Annotated in this window: 12 protein-coding genes and 1 pseudogene; 8 read left to right on the top strand and 5 right to left on the bottom strand. The window is 31.1% G+C overall.

What is annotated here, in order from left to right:
• From ACIQ11_RS03610 to ACIQ11_RS03590, 5 genes and pseudogenes are all read left to right on the top strand, one after another.
• Nucleotides 1–278: pseudogene (locus ACIQ11_RS03610) on the top strand (3-phosphoserine/phosphohydroxythreonine transaminase); the annotation flags it as partial.
• A gap of 63 nt (nt 279–341) precedes the next feature.
• Entirely contained in the window at nt 342–1,298 is a 957-nt protein-coding gene (locus tag ACIQ11_RS03605) for a D-2-hydroxyacid dehydrogenase (RefSeq protein WP_396152877.1), read from the top strand.
• Nucleotides 1,299–1,387: 89 nt separating this feature from the next.
• Entirely contained in the window at nt 1,388–1,717 is a 330-nt protein-coding gene (locus ACIQ11_RS03600) for a DUF6787 family protein (RefSeq protein WP_396152875.1), read from the top strand.
• A 79-nt stretch (nt 1,718–1,796) separates the two neighbouring features.
• Complete coding sequence (gene uvrA / locus ACIQ11_RS03595; RefSeq protein ID WP_396152873.1) at nt 1,797–4,628, top strand: excinuclease ABC subunit UvrA; 2,832 nt, start codon at nt 1,797–1,799, stop codon at nt 4,626–4,628.
• A gap of 29 nt (nt 4,629–4,657) precedes the next feature.
• Nucleotides 4,658–5,380, top strand: coding sequence for a TIGR00730 family Rossman fold protein (locus ACIQ11_RS03590; RefSeq protein WP_353077452.1), 723 nt, complete (start codon nt 4,658–4,660; stop codon nt 5,378–5,380).
• Nucleotides 5,381–5,522: 142 nt separating this feature from the next.
• On the opposite strand, the gene gyrB is transcribed toward ACIQ11_RS03590, so the two are convergent.
• The 5 genes from gyrB to ACIQ11_RS03565 all read right to left on the bottom strand — a co-directional run bounded on the left by gyrB (nt 5,523) and on the right by ACIQ11_RS03565 (nt 14,361).
• The gene (gene gyrB / locus ACIQ11_RS03585; protein WP_396152871.1) at nt 5,523–7,463 is read right to left on the bottom strand and encodes a DNA topoisomerase (ATP-hydrolyzing) subunit B; all 1,941 of its coding nucleotides are present in this window, start codon (nt 7,461–7,463) and stop codon (nt 5,523–5,525) included.
• A 286-nt stretch (nt 7,464–7,749) separates the two neighbouring features.
• A complete protein-coding gene (locus tag ACIQ11_RS03580; protein ID WP_396152869.1) occupies nt 7,750–8,202 on the bottom strand; it encodes a hypothetical protein in 453 nt (150 codons plus the stop codon).
• 38 nt (nt 8,203–8,240) lie between these two features.
• Nucleotides 8,241–9,299 carry a carboxypeptidase-like regulatory domain-containing protein gene (locus tag ACIQ11_RS03575; RefSeq protein WP_396152867.1) on the bottom strand — a complete coding sequence of 353 codons (1,059 nt, stop codon included), beginning with the start codon at nt 9,297–9,299 and terminating at the stop codon, nt 8,241–8,243.
• Nucleotides 9,300–9,418: 119 nt separating this feature from the next.
• Nucleotides 9,419–11,167 carry a TonB-dependent receptor gene (locus tag ACIQ11_RS03570; RefSeq protein WP_396152865.1) on the bottom strand — a complete coding sequence of 583 codons (1,749 nt, stop codon included), beginning with the start codon at nt 11,165–11,167 and terminating at the stop codon, nt 9,419–9,421.
• Between the two features lie 182 nt (nt 11,168–11,349).
• Nucleotides 11,350–14,361 carry a tetratricopeptide repeat protein gene (locus ACIQ11_RS03565; RefSeq protein ID WP_396152863.1) on the bottom strand — a complete coding sequence of 1,004 codons (3,012 nt, stop codon included), beginning with the start codon at nt 14,359–14,361 and terminating at the stop codon, nt 11,350–11,352.
• A 149-nt stretch (nt 14,362–14,510) separates the two neighbouring features.
• Between ACIQ11_RS03565 and ACIQ11_RS03560 the strand changes: the two genes are divergently transcribed.
• The 3 genes from ACIQ11_RS03560 to ACIQ11_RS03550 all read left to right on the top strand — a co-directional run.
• Nucleotides 14,511–15,194, top strand: a complete 684-nt coding sequence (locus ACIQ11_RS03560; RefSeq protein ID WP_291242112.1) for a cell division ATP-binding protein FtsE — start codon at nt 14,511–14,513, stop codon at nt 15,192–15,194.
• Nucleotides 15,195–15,246: 52 nt separating this feature from the next.
• Nucleotides 15,247–15,798, top strand: coding sequence for a DUF4199 domain-containing protein (locus ACIQ11_RS03555; RefSeq protein ID WP_396152861.1), 552 nt, complete (start codon nt 15,247–15,249; stop codon nt 15,796–15,798).
• The coding region (locus ACIQ11_RS03550; RefSeq protein ID WP_396152859.1) for a glycosyltransferase family 2 protein at nt 15,799–16,529 on the top strand (731 nt) is incomplete at its 3' end.

Raw genomic sequence — 16,529 nt, 5'->3', positions numbered from 1 at the left:
ATAATGAAAAAGCAGCCTTATTATATTCAGAAATTGACAGAAATCCTTTATTTAAAGGAACAGCTGCTACTGAAGATAGAAGTATTATGAACGCCACATTTGTTTTAACTGACGAAAGTTTAGCAGAAAAGTTTGATGCGATGTGGAAAGCTGCAGGAATATCTGGTCTAACTGGGCACCGCTCTGTTGGAGGCTATCGTGCTTCTATGTACAATGCATTACCATTAGAAAGCGTTCAAGTATTAGTAGATGTAATGAAAGATTTGGAGAAACTATAAAATAAAAAAACAATTTATCCCTTGATTGAATCTTTTAATTTTTCAATCTTTTAATCAAAAAATATGAAAGTATTAGCAAACGACGGAATTTCAAAAAGCGGAATTACTACTTTAGAACAAGCTGGTTTTGAAGTCATCACTACAAAAGTAGCACAAGAACAAGTAGCCAATTATATCAATACAAATGATGTACAAGTAATTTTAGTAAGAAGTGCTACAAAAGTAAAACAAGATATTATTGATGCTTGTCCTGGATTAAAAATTATTGGTCGTGGCGGTGTTGGAATGGATAATATTGATGTAGAATATGCGCGTTCAAAAGGAATTCACGTTATCAATACGCCAGCCTCTTCATCTGAAAGTGTAGCCGAATTGGTTTTTGCGCATTTATTTTCTGGCGTTCGTTTTTTACACGATGCCAATAGAAATATGCCTTTAGAAGGTGATACCAATTTCAACGGATTAAAAAAAGCCTACGCTGACGGACTTGAGCTAAGAGGAAAAACAATAGGTATTATTGGATTCGGAAGAATTGGTCAAGCGGTGGCGAAATTAGCTTTAGGTATTGGAATGAAAGTTATTGCTGCCGATAAATATATTAATGAAGCTGTAATTAGAGTAGACTTTTATAATGGCCAATTTATTAATGTAGATATTAGTACTGAACCTTTAGAAGACGTTTTAAAACAAGCTGATTTTATTACCCTTCACGTACCAGCACAAGATGGTTATGTTTTAGACAAAGCCGAATTTGAAATGATGAAAAACGAAGTGGGAATTGTAAATTGTGCTCGTGGTGGCGTAATTAACGAAGTAGCATTAATTGAAGCTATTGACAATGGAAAAGTTTTATTTGCTGGTTTAGATGTGTTTGAAAACGAACCTACTCCAGAAATTCAAATATTAATGCAACCAAAAATTTCATTAACACCACATATTGGTGCAGCAACATTAGAAGCGCAAGACAGAATTGGTACAGAATTAGCGGAACAAATTATTAGTTTATTGAAAAACAAATAATTCAAAAAACACATACCGTATTCAAAAATAAAATTTAGTCCCGATTTTTCGGGACTTTTTTTTATCTTTATGCCGATAAATTTTAAAAAATGAATAGGTTAAAAAAACGTTGGAATATTTCAAGTAACTGGCAATTAGCGAGCATTTTAATTGTTTTTGCCATTACAGGTTTCAGCGCTTTACAAGTAGCAAAACCTTTCCTATCATTAATTGGAATTCCCGAAACCTTTCAGCCACATTGGTTGTATCGCGTTTTACGTTTGGTATTAATTTTTCCTTTTTATCAAGTATTACTTGTTTTTATTGGTTTTCTATTTGGACAATTTACTTTCTTTTGGAACTTTGAAAAGAAAATGTTGAATAGAATGAAATTAGGTTTCATTGCAAATTTTGTGGATGAAAAAATCCTGAAAAAATAAAAACTTAATAAAAACAAAACCTATTTCTGTCTTACAATTGAAGTAAAAAATTGTAATTTTGCGTTTTGATAAAAATTGTATGCAACACACAGAAAATTCTATTGAAATTATTGGGGCTCGTACTCATAATTTAAAAAATATTGACGTTACCATTCCTCGAGAAAAACTAGTGGTTATAACTGGTTTATCAGGTTCTGGAAAATCATCATTAGCCTTTGATACGATTTATGCGGAAGGTCAGCGTAGATACATCGAAACGTTTTCTGCCTATGCACGTCAGTTTTTAGGTGGTTTAGAACGTCCAGATGTAGATAAAATAGACGGACTTTCACCAGTTATTGCCATTGAGCAAAAAACAACCAATAAAAGTCCGCGCTCTACTGTAGGAACAATTACTGAAATTTACGATTTTCTTAGATTATTATTCGCGCGTGCCGCTGATGCATACAGTTACAACACGGGCGAAAAAATGGTTTCCTATTCGGATGATCAAATTAAAGAATTAATTTACGATGAATTTGATGGGAAAAGAATAAATATATTATCTCCCGTAATTCGTTCTCGAAAAGGACATTATAGAGAATTATTTGAACAAATTGCCAAGCAAGGTTTTTTAAAAGTTCGTGTAAACGGAGTGATAAAAGATTTGGAATATGGTATGAAAGTGGATCGCTACAAAACACACGATATTGAAATTGTAATTGATAGAGTGGCTGTAAAAAAAGACGAAGAAACCGACAAACGATTAACCGAAAGTATCAAAGTAGCTATGCATCACGGTGATGATATTATGATGGTAATTGAACAAGATTCTCAAGAAGTTCGGTTTTATAGTAGAAGTTTAATGTGCCCTACTTCTGGCATTTCGTATCCCAATCCAGAACCAAATAACTTCTCCTTCAATTCCCCAAAAGGGGCTTGTTCTAACTGCAATGGTTTAGGAATTGTAAACGAAATAAATCTTCAAAAAATTATTCCTAACCCAAAATTATCTATAAAATCGGGTGGTTTTGCACCATTAGGAGAATATAAAAGCACTTGGATTTTTAAACAATTAGAATTTATTGGTGAAAAATATGGATTTAAGATTACGGATAATATAGAAACTATTCCTGCAGAAGCAATGGATATGATTTTATATGGTGGAAATGAAAAATTTTCAGTCGTTTCCAAAGTTATGGGAATTACCAAAGAGTATAAAATTGATTTTGAAGGCATATCCAATTTCATTAAAAATCAGTTTGAACAATCCGAATCGGCAAGTATTAAACGCTGGGCAAAAGAATTTATGGATGAAAACACGTGTTCTGAATGTTCTGGAACGCGTTTACGAAAAGAAGTTTTATATTTTAAAATAAACGGAAAAAGCATAGGCGATTTGGTTCAAATGGACATTGTAGAATTACAACAGTGGTTTTCCGATTTACCAAATCATCTATCCGACAAACAAGTTACTATCTCATTTGAAATTTTAAAAGAAATCAACGCTCGAATTAATTTTTTACTGGATGTAGGCTTAGATTATTTATGTTTGAATAGAAGTTCGAAAACCCTTTCTGGTGGAGAAGCACAACGTATTCGTTTGGCCACACAAATTGGTTCGCAATTGGTGGGGGTTTTGTATATTTTAGACGAACCAAGTATCGGATTGCACCAACGAGACAACGAAAGATTGATAAAATCATTAGAAAGTTTGCGCGATATTGGCAACTCGGTTTTAGTGGTGGAACACGATAAAGATATGATTTTACGTGCCGACCACGTAATTGATATTGGTCCGAAAGCAGGAAAATATGGCGGACAAATTATTAGTCAAGGCACACCAGCTGAATTATTAAAAGAAAATACAATTACAGCACAATATTTAAATGGAAATCTAAAAATTGAAGTACCAAAAACGCGTAGAAAAGGAAATGGAAAGTTTTTAAAACTAACCGGTGCGACTGGAAACAACCTGAAAAATGTTTCTATAGAAATTCCATTAGGGCAATTAATTTGTGTTTCAGGGGTTTCTGGAAGCGGAAAATCTACATTAATTAATGAAACGCTCTACCCTATTTTAAATGCTCATTTTTATAACGCTGTAAAAAAACCTCAACCTTATAAAAAAATTGAAGGTTTAGAACATTTGGATAAAGTGATTGATATCGACCAAAGTCCGATTGGTAGAACACCACGGAGCAATCCAGCAACGTATACCGATGTTTTTTCAGAAATAAGAAGTTTGTTTACAATGACATCTGAAGCTCAAATTCGTGGGTATAAACCAGGTCGTTTTAGTTTTAATGTAAAAGGAGGAAGATGTGAAACTTGTGAAGGTTCAGGAGTAAGAACAATTGAAATGAGTTTTTTACCCGATGTATATGTAGAATGCGAAACCTGTCAAGGAAAACGTTTTAACAGAGAAACTTTAGAAATACGTTATAAAGGAAAATCCATTTCAGACGTGTTAAATATGACAGTAGATGAAGCTGTGGAATTCTTTGAAATGATTCCAAAAATTTATCGAAAAGTAAAAACCATTCAAGATGTTGGTTTGGGATATATTACATTAGGACAGCAAAGCACTACACTTTCTGGTGGTGAAGCACAACGAATTAAATTAGCCGGAGAATTATCTAAAAAAGATACAGGAAATACCTTTTATATCTTAGATGAACCTACTACTGGTTTGCATTTTGAAGACATTCGTATTTTAATGGATGTTATTAACAAATTAGTAGATAAAGGAAACACGGTTTTAATTATTGAACATAATTTAGATGTAATAAAACTTGCCGATTATATAATTGACATTGGTTTAGAAGGCGGAAAAGGTGGCGGAGAAGTTTTATGCAAAGGCACACCAGAAGAAATTATTAAAAATAAAAAAAGTTATACGGCACAGTTTTTGAAAAAAGAATTATCTTAGATTACTTATTTAATATAAAAAAGAAAAATATGAGCGGAATATATCAAAATGAAGAGGAAAGAATCCAAGACAAATTAAAACAAAAAACTTGGAATGAAGTACGAGCAAACGATTCTTGGGCTATTTTTAAAATTATGTCGGAATTTGTAAATGGATACGAAACTATGGGACGAATAGGCCCTTGTGTATCTATTTTTGGTTCTGCAAGAACAAAACCAGAAGATAAATATTATTTACTTGCTGAAAAAATAGCATATAAAATTTCGAAAGCGGGTTACGGAGTCATTACTGGTGGTGGACCTGGAATTATGGAAGCCGGAAACAAAGGCGCACATCACGGCGGTGGAACATCCGTAGGATTAAATATTGAATTGCCTTTTGAGCAACATTTTAATCCCTACATTGACCGAGATAAAAACTTAAATTTCGATTACTTTTTTGTTCGAAAAGTAATGTTTGTGAAATATTCTCAAGGTTTTGTAGTAATGCCTGGAGGTTTTGGAACCTTAGACGAAATGTTTGAAGCAATTACATTAATACAAACTAAAAAAATAGCTAAATTTCCAATTATCTTAGTGGGAACTGAGTTTTGGTCGGGTTTAATGGATTGGATTCAATCTGTTATGATTGACAAATTTAAAAATGCTTCACCTGAAGATTTAAAATTATTTAAAATTGTAGATAACGAAGATGAGGTGGTGGAAGCTTTAGATAATTTCTATAAAAAATACGAATTATCGCCTAACTTCTAGCTTCGATAACCTCAGCTACAAGTTTCGAGAACCACAGTAATAAGTTTTGAGAGCCTTAGCGATAAGTTGTTATATAAAAAGTCCCGTTTAATTAAACGGGACTTTTTTTAATGTATTTAAACGAAATATTTAAGTATTTCAATTACGCATCAATTTTAGCGTAAGCAGCATTTTTCTCAATAAATTCTCTACGAGGTGGCACTTCATCACCCATTAACATTGAGAAAACACGATCTGCTTCTCCTAAATTATCAATTGTTACTTGACGGAAAGTTCTGAAATCTGGATTCATTGTAGTTTCCCACAATTGTTCTGCATTCATCTCTCCAAGACCTTTATAACGTTGAATACTTGTACTTCCTCCCATTTCCATAGAAATTCTATCTCGTTGGTCATCGTTCCAAGCATATTGCTTTTTGTTTCCTTTTTTAACCTGATATAACGGTGGCGCTGCAATATATACGTGCCCACCTTCAATTAATTCTTTCATATATCTAAAGAAGAACGTAAGAATTAACGTAGAAATGTGAGAACCATCGACATCGGCATCACACATAATAATTACTTTATGGTAACGTAATTTTGTTAAATTCAATGCTTTACTGTCTTCTTCAGTACCTACTGTAACACCTAAAGCCGTGAAGATGTTTCTAATCTCTTCGTTTTCAAAAACCTTATGTTGCATCGCTTTTTCTACATTCAAAATCTTACCTCTTAATGGTAAAATTGCTTGAAAATATCTATTTCGACCTTGTTTTGCTGTTCCACCTGCAGAGTCTCCCTCTACTAAGTAAATTTCACATTTTTCAGGATCTTGTTCAGAACAATCTGACAATTTTCCAGGCAATCCGCCACCACCCATAACGGTTTTACGTTGCACCATTTCACGCGCTTTTTTGGCAGCGTGACGCGCTTGAGCAGCTAAAATTACTTTCTGTACAATGGTTTTAGCATCATTAGGATTTTCTTCTAAATAGTTTTCTAACATTTCTGCAACAGCTTGCGAAACGGGAGAAACTACTTCTCTATTTCCTAATTTGGTTTTGGTTTGTCCTTCAAATTGTGGTTCTTGAATTTTCACAGAAATAATCGCTGTTAATCCTTCACGGAAATCGTCACCAGCAATTTCAAATTTCAATTTTTCTAATAAACCAGAAGCATCAGCATATTTTTTTAACGTACGCGTTAATCCCATACGGAAACCTTGTAAATGCGTTCCACCTTCGTGAGTATTAATGTTATTTACGTATGAAAAAATATTTTCTGTATAAGAAGTATTGTAAATTAAGGCTACTTCGACAGGAATTTCACCTTTTTCATTTTCCATACTAATTACGTGAGAAATAATAGGTTCTCTGTTTCCGTCTAAAAACTTAATAAATTCTTTTAAACCTTCTTTAGAATGAAATGTTTCAACTGGTTGACTTCCATCTTCAGCCAAATGTCTTTTATCGGTTAAGGTAATTGTAATTCCTTTATTTAAGAAAGACAACTCACGTAAACGAGCCGCTAAAGTATCGTATGAATATTCTAAAGTTTGTGTAAAAATGGTAGCATCTGGTTTGAAGGTTACGATAGTTCCTCTTTTGTCAGTTGTACCAATTTGTTTTACTGGATATAAACTTTTTCCTTTTTCGTATTCTTGTTCGTAAATTTTTCCATCTCTGTGAACAGTAGCGCGTAAGTGGTCAGAAAGTGCATTTACACACGATACACCCACTCCGTGAAGTCCTCCAGATACTTTATACGAATCTTTATCGAACTTTCCTCCTGCTCCAATTTTAGTCATAACCACCTCTAAAGCAGAAATTCCTTCTTTTTTGTGAATATCTACAGGTATACCACGACCATTATCTTCTACAGATATAGAATTATCTTCATTAATTGCTACATAAATAGTGTCACAATGACCCGCTAATGCTTCATCAATAGAGTTATCTACAACTTCATATACTAAATGGTGTAAACCTCTAACTCCAGTATCTCCAATATACATTGATGGACGCATTCTTACGTGCTCCATTCCTTCTAATGCCTGGATACTATCGGCTGAATAACTCCCTTTTTTATTTTCTTCACTCATAATAATTGTACTAAATAAACATTTTTATAACAAACAAATATAACGATTGGATTAAAAAAAGCCAAGAAATAACAACAGCAAAGCGCCTTAAGTTATCAACATTTGTTAATTTCTAAAATCTTTTCTAAAAAGGGCTAAAAAGTATCAAAAATACGGTTTTGGTGTTTTTTTATACCCAACTAAAACAACTAAAAATAAAATAACGTCTTAAAACGCAAAATAATGGGGCTTTAAAAATCAAGAAATTATGTGTTCTGTGAAATTTGAATACAAAAACCGTAATTTTTTAGAGAATTTCTAAAATTTTATACTGAACTTGATGTACCAAAAATTCAGAATTTACAGCTTGATGCATCATCTGCATTCCTAATGGTGATTGTGGAGAAATAGCAAAAACTGCTCGATTATCAATTGTAATTTTAGGTAAAGCGGTACTGATAAAAACGGTTAAATGATTTGTAATTACAACACTTCCTAAAATAACTTTATTTGAAGGTTGTTCTATATCTAATTTTGATAAAATGGCTTGTTGTTCAATTGCTTCTTTTAATTTATGGGCTATTTTTTCTTGCTCGATATGTAATTTTGAAAGCGTAGTTTCGTGTTTATCACCTGCTGAAGATTTTGCGTCATTTTGTGCATCTTCAGTTAAAGATTGAATTAAATCTTGATAAATATCAATTTTATCTTGAAGTAGTATTTGATAATGAGAAAGTATTTTTTGCTTGAAGTTTGGCATTTTCGAATATTCTGAATTAAAAGTAGATTTGACTTTATTTATTTTTTTTCGACTTCTTTCTCAAGAATTTCTGGTTCAAAATCTAAAGGTAAGGTATTTCCTGCTTTTTGTTGTCCGATATCGCCACCAAAAACAATTTGATCTTTATGTGAGTTATTTCCAAAACTATCTACAAAAAAAATTTCGGTTTTAAATATTACGCGTGATTGTCTTTTTTTGCGATACAAAAGATTGAAATCGGCATAAAAATTAGTTTTTTTAATACCACCAATTGAAAAAGAAACTTTATTTGTTGAAGTAACCGTAACTTCATATAAATCGTCTTTTTTCAATACTTTAAAATAATCATTAGCAAGCACAGGAAACCTACCTTCATACAAAATGAATTTTTTTTCAGACCAAGAATTATCGATTATACCCTTAAAAAAGTCAACTGCTGAACCAAAATAAACATCGTTTCTGTTTTTAATTATTTTTTCGTCAATCTTAGTTTCTGTATATTTTACAGTCCCTAAAAATAAACTTTGAATAACATTTGCCGATTTAATGGTTTTAAAATTAAATTTCACATAAAAATCTTGTAAATCAAAATCAATAACATAACCTAACAATGGATTTTCTACTTTTATAGGTTTCGGGCAAGAAGCCGTAAATAAAAAGGTTTTTAAATCGTAATTAAAGTCTATATCATCTTCGTTTAGAATTTTACACGCTTTACCATATTTTGTAAGTCCTAAAAATTGTTCTCTAAAGAGTTGTAATTTTTGCTTTCTTGTAAAGCCATCTTTAACAACTAAGACCGTTTCAATTTCATTTTGTTTCGGAACTAAAACGAACGTGAAAAATGGCTTTTCATAAGGATTTGAAACATAAATATCTTCATAACCCATAAATTTGACAATTAACAAGGTATTGAATTTGCTTTTTGAAGTAATTTCAAACAAACCATCCGCATCAGAAACTGTTCCAATGGTTGAGCCATCTAAATAAACAGATGCACCTTCAATTGGCTTTTGATTAGCATCTGTAATTTTGCCTTTAATGTTTTGCGAAAAAACAAATAGCGGTAACAGAAATATGACTAAAATTTTATTCACTTATTTGTTTTTTTAATGATTCTTGTTATTTAAAATTATCAAGATGCTTTATACAAAACACAAATTATGTAAAAACTTTTTGTAAATCCGTTCAATCTGTATAATCTGTGTACCTATTATTAGAAATCGAATTTATAAGTAGCTCCACCTAAAATTTGAATGCTTTGTACCGGGAATCCAGCCCAACGTTTGTATTGTTGATTGGCTAAATTATTACCTTTTAAAAAGAAATTTAATCTTTTACTGAACTTATAACCCACGTGCGCATTTAAATCGAAATAACTATCTAAAGTCACCATAGTTTTATCTAAAATAAATGGAAAAACAGTGGCGTCATTTTGAAGACTTACCAAGTCTTTTCGTTCTCCAACAAAAAACAATTTAGCACCAGCGCTCCATTTTTCATTAATTTCAACATCCACAAAACTTGCCACTTGAAGTTTTGGTAAATTCCAAGCTTCATTTTGCGTATTTGTAGTGAAAGTATTAAATGTTCCATTAATTCCAAAAGCAATGTTTTTCGTAAAATCTGCTTTCAATTCACCAAATACACTCCAGGTTTTCATATCGTCATATACCACATTAAAAGAATTTCCAAAAGCATATCCATTCTGATTAGTGGATAAAATATTAAAATAATTATTTACAAAAAGTGCTCTATCATCTTGATTTAAATAGGAGGTTTTAACATTAAAAGCAACTGCATTGGCTAATTTTCCTTTCAAACCAAAATATAAATCATATTTGGTATTGGTTGGTGCAATAAATAATGTTGGAGAAACAAACGGATTATTATCTACGAAATCAGCATACGAATTTTGTTGTAAATTTCCTTCTGCTCCTGCATAAGCCAATAAAATATCACCTACTAATTTGTACGATGCTTTTACTTTTGGATAAAAGAATATTTTGTTTTTATCTTCTTGATCAATTTTAGACATCGCATAAAAAACTTTTGCACCAATTTCAACTGACAAGTCATCTTGTTGGTATAAAATACTTGGGCTAAAACCTAAATTCAATGAAGAATAATTATACGCAGAATTCATTTGCATTAACCTTCTATCAAAACTTCCGCCTAAATAATCCAAAACAAAATCAGTTTTCACTTTTTGATCCACTACTTTAAAATCAAAATTTGGTTTGATAAAAAATCTATTTTCTGCTGAACCAAAAGCATCTGAAAAATGTTTGAACTGCAAAGAAGCTTGTTTAAAAAAACTGTTTTTCAAGCTCATTTTTCCAGCAATAGCAATTGTATTATATTGTTGTTTTTCATCAATTTTATTGACCACAGAGGTATCAAAAAAGGAATAATTTGGTAAACCATACCAATTGATTCCTTGGTTTTTAATTCCTAAGTCGGCATTCCAGCTAAATTTTTTATTTCTGCTTCCGTAAGTTGCGTCTAAAGCATTTGTATAAAAACTATCATCTAAAAGTAAACCTCCTATTCCACCTTGAGAAGATAGATGTTGTAACATTCCTCCAACATAATCGGTTTTACTTATTTGATGTGTTAAAAAAAGTTCGGCATTTGCTGTTCCATACGTTCCAGCACCTAAGGAAACATAATTTGAAAACCCTTTTTCTAAAATTTCTTTATCTACATCGGCGGCTTTTCCTTTAGATGGTAAAAATGTAGAAGCTACCGGGAATGAAAATATTTGAAATTTGATAGGAATTTTTGGTTCTATCACTTCTTCTTCCACGGCAGGGGTTTGTTTCACTTTAAACGCATCAGAAATGGTTGGCGTATAAGGTTTAACAATATTTACTACTTCACTTCCAATGTTTTCATCTTTCTTTTGAGAAAAACCAACTTGAAAGGCTGAAAGGACGATGATACTTAAAATTAACTTCTTCATATATTTTTTTAATTATTTCGCAGAGCTTCACAAAGAAATCACAAAGCTTCGCAAAAATTATTTTTATTATTTTAATTCTATATTAATTTTAGATGATAGAAAATTTTCAATTTACTATAAATAAAAAACATTCCAAAAACCTATAAACTTTTAAACTTATAAACCTCAATAAACTCTTAAACTTACTCCGTAACTGACGAATTCGTCTTCGCTTCTTCGGCTTTTATGGTTTCTAATTCGGTTTGACATTCTGTTACTACATCAGTAAATTCTGCAAAATTATCGATGATACTTTGTAAAATTTCAGTAGCTTGAAAACTGTCTTTAAGTCCGTAATAGTTTTTTGCCATTACCAATAAACTTTTCGCACCAAAATATTTATAACCCGAATACGTACTTGAATATTTTTCAACGGCTTTGTTTGAAGCATCAAATTTTCCTTCTTTGTTTTTAAAATAAGCGTCGTAATACAATGCTTCTGCAGCCAATTCGCCTTTTGCAATTTTCTGTAATTTAGCGTAGGCTTCTTTGGCATTGGCTTCATTATTGGTTTTTATTGCCGAACGAGCAATAATAATTTGAGCGTCGCTTTTAATGTTATCATCCATTTTCGGATTTTTCAATACTTTATCTGAATAGATTTCAGAATTGGCATAATCTTGTTTCTCGTAATAACATTTCATTAAGTTTGATTGTGCAAAAGTGGTGTTTTGCGGATACTCAGCGTCTGTTTCTAATCGTTTTAATACTAGAATAGCGCTATCACAATTTTTCTCTTTCAAATAAATCTCAGACAATCGAACCAAAGCTTGCTCTGTAAATTCATTTCGAGCTTGAGCAATTACAAATTCATAATGTGGAATTGCATTTTTTTCTAAAGTATCGGCAAAATACAATTGTGCTAAGTAAAAATGTACTTTTAACGCGTGTAATCCATTCGGGAACTGCACCAAATAACTCGTAAATCTGGAAATAGCTTGTTTGGCATTATTTGTTAAATACTGTTTTTCAGCTGATTCGTACATATCATTATCTAATTCCGCATCATTAACTTCTACAAAAGAAAGCGTTTTTACCCAAGTCGCATATTCAGTAATATTTCCGTTGGCTTTGTAAATACTTTTTGCAGTAGACACGGCTTCAAATGATTCTGGCGAATTTGGAAATTCAGCTACCACATTTTTAAATTTTGTAAGTGCTGCATCGTCTTTATCTGTATTATAGAAAATTAAGCCCTGTTTTAAAATTGATTTTGCAATATAAGCACTGTTTTTATGTTGACTAATTAAATTATCAAACGTGGCAATTGCTTTATCATTTTGTTCTTCAACAGTATATGTATTGGCTAATTCATACAAAGCATCATCCATATATTGTGACGTTTTGTAGGTAGAAACAAATTTGTTTAAATCTTCAATTTTCTTTTCGTTTTTATTTACAAAACCGTAACTCATACCTTTTTGAAAAGCGGCATAATCAGCATCTACGCATTTTAACTCAATTGCTTTATTATAGGCATCCATAGCTGGCCAATACTTTGATGAAATGTAATTACAATCAGCCATACGAAGATAGGCATCCGTAAGGCGAACTTTGTCATCTTTACTTTTTAATATAAAAGCATTAAATTGTGGAATCGCATTTTCATATTCTTTAATTTTAAAATAAGCGTATGCCAAATTATAATTAGCCGTTTTGCTTTCAGGAGTTTCATCTGCTGCGGCAGCATTTAAAAATTGTTTGTACGTTAAAACGGATTCTGAAAATTGGTCTAAACTGTACTCACATTCCCCTTTCCAGAATAATGCTCGAGCTGAAATCTTAGCGTCTTTGTTTTCCGTTAACGATTTTTTGAAAAGCCCATACGCTTCTTGATATTTACCATCTGTATATACTTCTAAACCTCTGTAAAATGTAACTTTTTGATACGCCAATTTATTTTCAGGTGTTTTATTTTTTTCTAATAAAATTAAAGCTTCAGTATAATTTTTAGAAGTAATAAATGAATTAATAAGTAAACTTTTTAATTCTTGATTATTAAGATTACCTGGATATTTATCGATGAAAGATTTTAATATTTCAGGTGTTGAAACATACGGATTTCCTATTTCGTAACTTAATTTTGCATAATTTAAAGCGGCATCTTCTTGGATTTTAGCATCAAAAGTCATTTCTGAAGCTGTTTTAAATGCATTTAACGCTTGTTGTTTTTTATCGGTATTTAAATAACTTTCCGCCAAATGATAATAGGCATTTTGTGCTAAAAAGTCATTTCCATCAATAATTTTATTGAATTGCAAAATGGCACTTTCGTAATTTTTTTGTTGGTAAAAAGCATACCCTAATTGGTAATAATCGGTATTATTCCATTTGCCTTTTTTGCCTTTATAAGCTTGTAAATAAGGTAATGCTTTATCGTATTGTTTTAAATTAAAATAACTTTCTCCAATAATTTTAGACAATTCACTTTTTTCAATTGCTGTAGATTTTTTCAATTGCGGCTCGCCTAAATCAATTGCTTTTTGAAAATTTCCCAATTTAAAATTCATATCTGCTTGAAAGTAGCCCATTTTTTCTTTGTACTTTTCTTCCCCTGCAACCTGATTAAATAATTCGTTGGCTTCTTTATAATTGTCGCTTTCGTATGCTAAATATCCTAAATAATATTTGGCTTGATTTCCATACGCATCTGATTGAATTACTTTTTTAAAAAACTTCGAAGCATCATTATTATTTTTGATTGAAAAATAAGCATAACCTCTTTGGAAATTAGCCTTATCTATATCAGCATCAGCTAATTCAGGCTCATAAATATTTTCATACCATTTTAAAGATTGCGTATAATTTCCTTCAGCAAAATAATAGTGTGCGACTTCAAAATGGGCCAAATTTCTTTTCGTACTGGTTGGGTAATTTTCAATGAAAGATTCCATTAAAGCATCGGCATCTTGCTGATTGGTTTTTATGGCACAATTGGCAATAAAATAATCGCAATCGGATATAATTTCTTCAGATGGATTGGTGTTTTTTACACGTTCAAATAAAATTTGTGCCGCTTGAAATTGCTTTTCTTTATACAATTGAATAGCTTTATGATACTCTGGATTTTGATTTAAATATATAGCAGACTGCTGAGCCATACTGCTTTGCGAAACAAAAAGTAATACTAAAAAAAGCGTTTTGATACCGTTCATAATTGAATTCGTTTTAAGTCCCAAATATATCAAAAGGATATGATTATAAACGCAAAAATTATCTTAAATATTGCAATCGTAATAATTTAGTTGAATAATTTTGTTTAGCGATGAAATGTTTATATTTTTACAGAATAAATTATATCATTATGAGTCAAACGATTTTATCTTTAAAAAACGTTTCTATATACCAAGAAAACAATTTAATATTATCTGATATTAACTTAGAAGTTCAGAAAGGTGAATTTTTATATTTTATTGGAAAAACGGGTTCTGGAAAAAGTAGTTTTATGAAAGTACTTTACGCCGATTTACCTTTAAAAGAAGGCGAAGGAACAATTGTTGATTACAATTTAAACACCTTAAAAGAAAAAGACATTCCTTTTTTACGAAGAAAAATTGGAATTGTATTTCAGGATTTCAAATTATTATCTGACCGAAGCATTAAAGAAAATTTACTATTTGTTTTGAAAGCAACAGGCTGGGATAACAAATCGGAAATGGATGCACAAATTAATGAAGTTTTAGAAAAAGTTGGAATGGCCAATTTTGCTTCAAAAATGCCACACCAATTATCTGGTGGTGAACAACAACGTGTTGCCATTGCAAGAGCATTATTAAACGACCCAGAATTAATTTTAGCTGACGAGCCTTCAGGGAATTTAGATCCTCAAACGAGTATTGAAATTATGGAAGTATTACGAAATATCAATGCCAACGGAAAAACAGTTGTAATTGCTACGCACGACTACGCCTTATTATTGAAATACCCTGCAAAAACATTAAAGTTTGAAGACGGAAAAGTCTATGAAGTTGTTCAAAAAGCAGTGTAACAAATTTAAAGTTTAATATACTAATCTATGAACTTACTAAAACAAAAAAACTATGAATGAAAATTTTTCAACAATCAAACCATCAAAAATAGCAATAAATTATGGGCTGTTTTTTGGAATAATTATGATTTTAGAATTTGTTTTATCTTATTCTTTTAACATTGATCCTCAAGAAAATAAATTTTTTGGTATCATTATTAATTTGTTAAATTATGTGATTTTACCATTTATATTAATTTATCTAGCTGCAAATAAATATAAACAATTTCATAATAATGGTTTTATTACTTTGAGTGAAACAATGAAAATCGGAACATTAGTTTGTGCTTTTTCTGCTTTAATTTATGGTGTATTTTATATACTTTTTGATTTTATTGATCCTAGTTTCAAAGAAGAAGTTTTTGAAAAAATCAAAGAAGTAACTGTAAAAGATAATCCTCAAATAACTTCTGAACAATTAAAAATTTCATTAAAGTTTGTTAAAATGTTTATGAATCCTTTTGTGTTATTACCATTTTCAATTATAATGTATTCACTTGTTGGAATAATACATTCTTTAATTGTTGGAGCAATAGTTAAAAAAAACAAACCTATTTTTGAATAAATGAATATATCATTAGTAATTCCCTTATTAAACGAACAAGAATCGTTACCCGAATTATCAAAATGGATTGAGAAAGTTATGACGAGTCATAACTTTTCTTATGAAGTATTGTTTATAGATGATGGTAGTACTGACGCGTCTTGGCAAACTATTTTAGACTTACAAAAGTCAAATTCCAACATTAAAGGAATAAAATTTTTACGCAATTATGGTAAAAGTCAAGCCCTACACGCTGGATTTGCGAAAGCATTAGGTGAAGTTGTCATTACTATGGATGCGGATTTACAAGATAGTCCAGATGAAATTCCAGAATTATACGATTTAGTTCAAAATCAAGGATTTGATTTAATTTCTGGTTGGAAGAAAAAACGCTACGATTCTGTAGTTTTTAAAAACATTCCCTCAAAATTATTCAACTGGGCAGCAAGAAGAATTTCTGGAGTAAAACTAAACGATTTCAATTGCGGACTAAAAGCTTATAAAAATACGGTAATTAAAAACATTGAAGTATCAGGCGAAATGCACCGTTACATTCCGGTTTTGGCAAAAAATGCTGGATTTTCAAAAATTGGTGAAAAAGTAGTGATACATCAAGCCAGAAAATATGGAAGTTCTAAATTTGGTATCGATAGATTTGTGAATGGATTTTTAGATTTAATAACCATTTGGTTCATTTCAAAATTCGGCAAACGTCCTATGCATTTCTTCGGATTGCTTGGGAGTTTAATGTT

It is taken from the genome of Flavobacterium sp., from assembly GCF_044361065.1.
Lineage (GTDB): Bacteria > Bacteroidota > Bacteroidia > Flavobacteriales > Flavobacteriaceae > Flavobacterium.
This window is presented reverse-complemented; position numbering and strand designations above follow the sequence as displayed.